We start from the raw sequence: 4,977 nt of genomic DNA on the forward strand, positions 1-4,977 counted from the left end.
GATCGCGCTGGTATTTGGGGACGAGGCGTTGAGCTATGGAGAGCTGAACGCGCAGGCGAACCGTTTGGCGTGGCGGCTGCGGGATCGCGGGGTTGGAACCGATGTCGTGGTTGCGCTGGCCTGCGAGCGCGGCGTCGGCATGATGGTGGCGCTGCTTGCGGTGCTGAAGGCGGGCGGAGCCTATCTGCCGCTGGATCCGGACTATCCGGACGAAAGGCTGGCGCACATGCTGCGCGACAGCGGCGCGGCGCTGGTGCTGACGCAAAGCGCGCTGCGCGACCGGTTCGCGGCGGTGCTGGCGGAGACCGGGGCCGAGGCCTGGCTGATCGATGCGCAGGACGAGGGAGGGAACGACAGCAATCCGGCCATCGCCGTGCATCCCGAAAGCCTTGCTTATGTGATCTACACCTCGGGCTCGACCGGCGTTCCGAAGGGGGTGATGGTCCGCCATGATGCGGTGACGAACTTCCTGGCGACGATGGCGGAGCAACCGGGCCTGACGGCCGACGACCGCGTGCTCGGCCTGACCTCGCTGTCGTTCGACATCGCGGTGCTGGAACTGTGGCTGCCGCTGACGATCGGCGCGCGCGTGGTGCTGGCGGATCGCGCCGCGGCGCATGATCCGGCCCGGCTCAAGGCGCTCGCCGCCACGCACGGCGTGAGCCTGATCCAGGCGACGCCGTCGACCTGGCGGATGCTGCTCGATCACGAGGGTCCGCTTCCATCGGGTTGCCGGGTGCTGAGCGGCGGCGAGGCGCTGGCGCCGGACCTGGCGCGGCGGCTGGTGGCGCAGGCCGGGGAGGTCTGGAACCTGTACGGCCCGACCGAGACCACGGTGTGGTCGGCGCGTCATCGCCTCGATGCCGCGGACGCCGCCCCTGCGCTGGGCGGTCCGATCGGCAACACCACGCTGTATGTTCTGGATCGCGATCTCAATGTTGCGCCGGTCGGAGTTGCGGGGGAGCTTTATATTGGCGGCGTCGGTCTGGCGCGCGGCTATTGGCGGCGCGGTAAACTGACGGCGGAGCGGTTCATCCCGGATCCGTTTGGTTTGCCGGGCGCGCGGCTGTATCGCACCGGCGATGTGGCGCGTTGGCGTGCCGACGGTGTGATTGAATATATCGGCCGCTCCGACCATCAGGTGAAGATCCGTGGCTTCCGGATCGAGCTTGGCGAGATCGAGGCGCGGCTTTTGGCGCAAGCGGGCGTGCGCGCGGCGGTGGTGGTGGCGCGCGAGGCCGGCGCGGGGCGTCAGCTGGTCGGCTACGTCAGCGGCGAGGCGCTGGACGCGGCGGCGCTCAAGGCTGCGCTGGCGGCTTCATTGCCGGATTACATGGTGCCGGCGCGCATCGTGGTGCTGGAGCGCCTGCCGCTGACGCCGAACGGCAAGATCGACCGCAAGGCGCTGCCGGCGCCGGACCAGCTTGCGGCTTCGGCCGGGCACATCGCGCCGCGCACGCCGGCGGAAGCCACGCTCGCGGCGATCTGGGCCGACCTGCTGCAACAGCCCACCATCGGCGTCACCGACAACTTCTTCGAGCTTGGCGGCGATTCGATTATCGCCATTCAGCTCGTCAGCCGCATTAAGCGCGATCTCGGTCAGGACCTGCCGCTGAGCCGGCTGTTTGACATGACGACCGTCGAAAGCATGGCGGTTGCGCTCGCGCCTGAAATGGAAGTCGATAAGCGCAGCGACGACATCGCCGCGATGCTCGACATGCTGAAGGAAGTCGAACTTGCCGATGAGTGACACCGCCGCGCATAAGCAGCTTCGCGATATCTCTCATCGCCTGATGCGTCTTGACGCTATCAAGCAGAAGACGTTCCTGACGCAGCTTGCGGCAAGGGGTGTCAATCTTGAGATGCTGCCGATCGCACGGCAGGAGCGAACACAGGCGCCGTTATCCTTCGCGCAGTCGCGGCTGTGGTTTCTGTGGCGGATGGACCCGGATAGCTCCGCCTACAACATTTCGGCGACCGTGCGGATACGCGGCGACCTTCAAATGCGCGCGTTGCAGCAGGCGTTCGATACGTTGGCCATTCGTCATAGCGCGCTCCGCACGATCTTCCGGCAAGAGGGCAGCGAAGCTGAACAGATCGTGCTCGATCCACGACCGGTCGCGCTTCGGCAGGTGATGATCGATGGCGATGACCGTGAAGGGCAGGCGCGCCTGCTGGCGCGTCAGGAAGCCTTGATGCCTTTCGATCTCGAGGCGGGCCCGCTGATGCGCGTCGCATTGCTGGCGCTCGGGGAGGACGATCATTTTCTCGTGGTCACCTTGCACCATATTGTGGCCGACGGCTGGTCGATGGGTGTGCTGGTTGACGAGTTCTGGAAATTATATGCGGCATTTGCGTGTGGCGAAACGCCAACGCTAGCGCAACCCAATATTGAGTATGTCGACTATGCCGAATGGCAACGGCTATGGATGAGCGCAGTCGACGGCGGACGGCAGGTCGAATATTGGACCGGCCGCCTCCAAGACCCGGCCGTGTTGCAGCTTCCGATCGACCATGCGCGGCCGGCGGTGCCCGACCTCGCCGGATCGGCGCTTCGCCTCGCGCTCGATCCGGAGCTTGCGGATGGGTTGCGCGCGCTGGCTCGTCGGCATCGGACGACGTTGTTTGTCGTGCTGTTGGCGAGTTTCAAGCTGCTGCTCTACCGTTACACCGGTCAGTCAGACATCTGCGTCGGCGTGCCTGTTGCCAACCGCCACCGCGATGAAACCCGCGGCGTGATCGGGCTGTTCGTCAACACCCAGGTGCTTCGCACCGAGATCGATGGATGCGCCACGATTGCGGACTTCATAGGCTCTGTCCATTTGGCGACAATTGAAGCGCAGGAGAACCAGGACCTTCCATTTGAGCGCTTGCTCGAAATCCTGCAACCAAAGCGTAGCCTGAGTCAGAATCCACTCTTTCAGGTACTCTACAACCACCAACGTCGGCGCGCGTCGGGCAATCCACCAAGTCTGACCAACCTGCAGATCGAAAAGATCGATGCTGAGGCAGAGACAGTCAAATTCGACTTCGCCCTCGATAGCGAAGAAGGGCCGTCCGGCGAAATCCGCGCGATCTTCACCTATGCAACCGCGCTGTTCGAGACTGCCACGATCGAGCGTCTTGCGTTGCATTGGGTCACGATCCTTAGGTCGATGGTCGAGAAGGATGCGCAGCCGATCGCCGGCATGGAGCTGCTGTCCGAGGAGGAATGGGCCAGACTGCGCCGATGGAATGGAAGTGCCGACACTGGAAGTTCATTCGAGCCCGTGCATCGAACGGTCACCAAGTTCGCGCGCGAGACACCGGATGCGCCGTCGCTGATCTTCGGTGACGAGATTATCACCTATGCTGAGCTTGATCGTCGCGCCAATCAGCTTGCACACCGCTTGATCAGCCTAGGCGTTCGCCCCTCTGATCTGGTTGGCATTTCGGCGCGACGTTCGCCGTCGCTCGTCATTGCGTTCGTTGCGGTCTTGAAGACAGGGGCAGCCTATCTGCCGCTCGATCCCGAGCATCCGGCGAAACGACAGGTTGACACCCTGCGCGATGCGGGTGCGCGTGTTGTGCTGATTGATACAGAAGATGCGACGCTGACGCCGCTGGCCGGAATTGAGGTTGCTGCGCTCGATTCGTCTGATCTGGAAGCGGAATACGACGGTGACGTGGGGATCAAAGTAGCGCCCGCCAGTCTGGCCTATGTCATCTATACGTCAGGCTCCACCGGTGTCCCGAAGGGCGTCGCCGTCGAGCACGGGCCGTTCGCGATGCATTGCGAGGTCACCGCCGGTCTTTACGACATGGATCGGAACTCGCGCGAGCTGCACTTCCTCTCCTTCACTTTTGACGGCGCCCATGAGCGCCTCTGGACGGCGTTGACGTGCGGTGCCGCGCTCGTGATGCGCGACGGCGATCTATGGTCGGCCGAGCAGACGCTGGATGTGCTGCGCGACAAGCGCGTTACCAACGCAGGATTCCCGACGGCCTACGTGCAGCAGCTCGCAGACTTCGCGGCGTGGCACGGTGATCCGCCGCCGGTTGAGCTCTACTCCTTCGGCGGTGAGGCAATGCCGAAGGAGGGCTTCGATAAGATCAAACGCGCACTGAAACCGCGGACACTGATAAACGGCTACGGTCCGACCGAAACCGTTGTGACCCCATTGGTTTGGAAGGTCGACGCCAGCGCAGAGATCGATGGCAGTTATGCGCCGATCGGCCGGCCGGTCGGACGCCGCTCGGCCTATATTCTGGATCGCGATCTCAATGTTGCGCCGGTCGGAGTTGCGGGGGAGCTTTATATTGGCGGCGTCGGTCTGGCGCGCGGCTATTGGCGGCGCGGTAAACTGACGGCGGAGCGGTTCATCCCGGATCCGTTTGGTTTGCCGGGCGCGCGGCTGTATCGCACCGGCGATGTGGCGCGTTGGCGTGCCGACGGTGTGATTGAATATATCGGCCGCTCCGACCATCAGGTGAAGATCCGTGGCTTCCGGATCGAGCTTGGCGAGATCGAGGCGCGGCTTTTGGCGCAAGCGGGCGTGCGCGCGGCGGTGGTGGTGGCGCGCGAGGCCGGCGCGGGGCGTCAGCTGGTCGGCTACGTCAGCGGCGAGGCGCTGGACGCGGCGGCGCTCAAGGCTGCGCTGGCGGCTTCATTGCCGGATTACATGGTGCCGGCGCGCATCGTGGTGCTGGAGCGCCTGCCGCTGACGCCGAACGGCAAGATCGACCGCAAGGCGCTGCCGGCGCCGGACCAGCTTGCGGCTTCGGCCGGGCACATCGCGCCGCGCACGCCGGCGGAAGCCACGCTCGCGGCGATCTGGGCCGACCTGCTGCAACAGCCCACCATCGGCGTCACCGACAACTTCTTCGAGCTTGGCGGAGACTCCATCATCTCGCTGCAACTGGTCGGCCGCGCCCGCCAGGCAGGTCTGGTGATCGAGCCGCGCGACGTCTTCCGTCATCAGACGTTGCAGGAGCTGG

The 4,977-nt window shown here is 64.7% G+C and carries 2 protein-coding genes; both read left to right on the forward strand.

Features of this window, described 5'->3' with window-relative positions:
• On the forward strand, positions 1-1,750 hold a 1,750-nt coding region (locus tag GGQ85_RS20500), incomplete at its 5' end, for an amino acid adenylation domain-containing protein (RefSeq protein WP_309776051.1).
• A partial coding sequence (locus GGQ85_RS20505; protein WP_309776052.1) for a non-ribosomal peptide synthetase occupies positions 1,743-4,977 on the forward strand: 3,235 nt, incomplete at its 3' end. The genes GGQ85_RS20500 and GGQ85_RS20505, both read left to right, overlap by 8 nt.

Source organism: Nitrobacter vulgaris (assembly GCF_031453995.1).
Lineage (GTDB): Bacteria > Pseudomonadota > Alphaproteobacteria > Rhizobiales > Xanthobacteraceae > Nitrobacter > Nitrobacter vulgaris.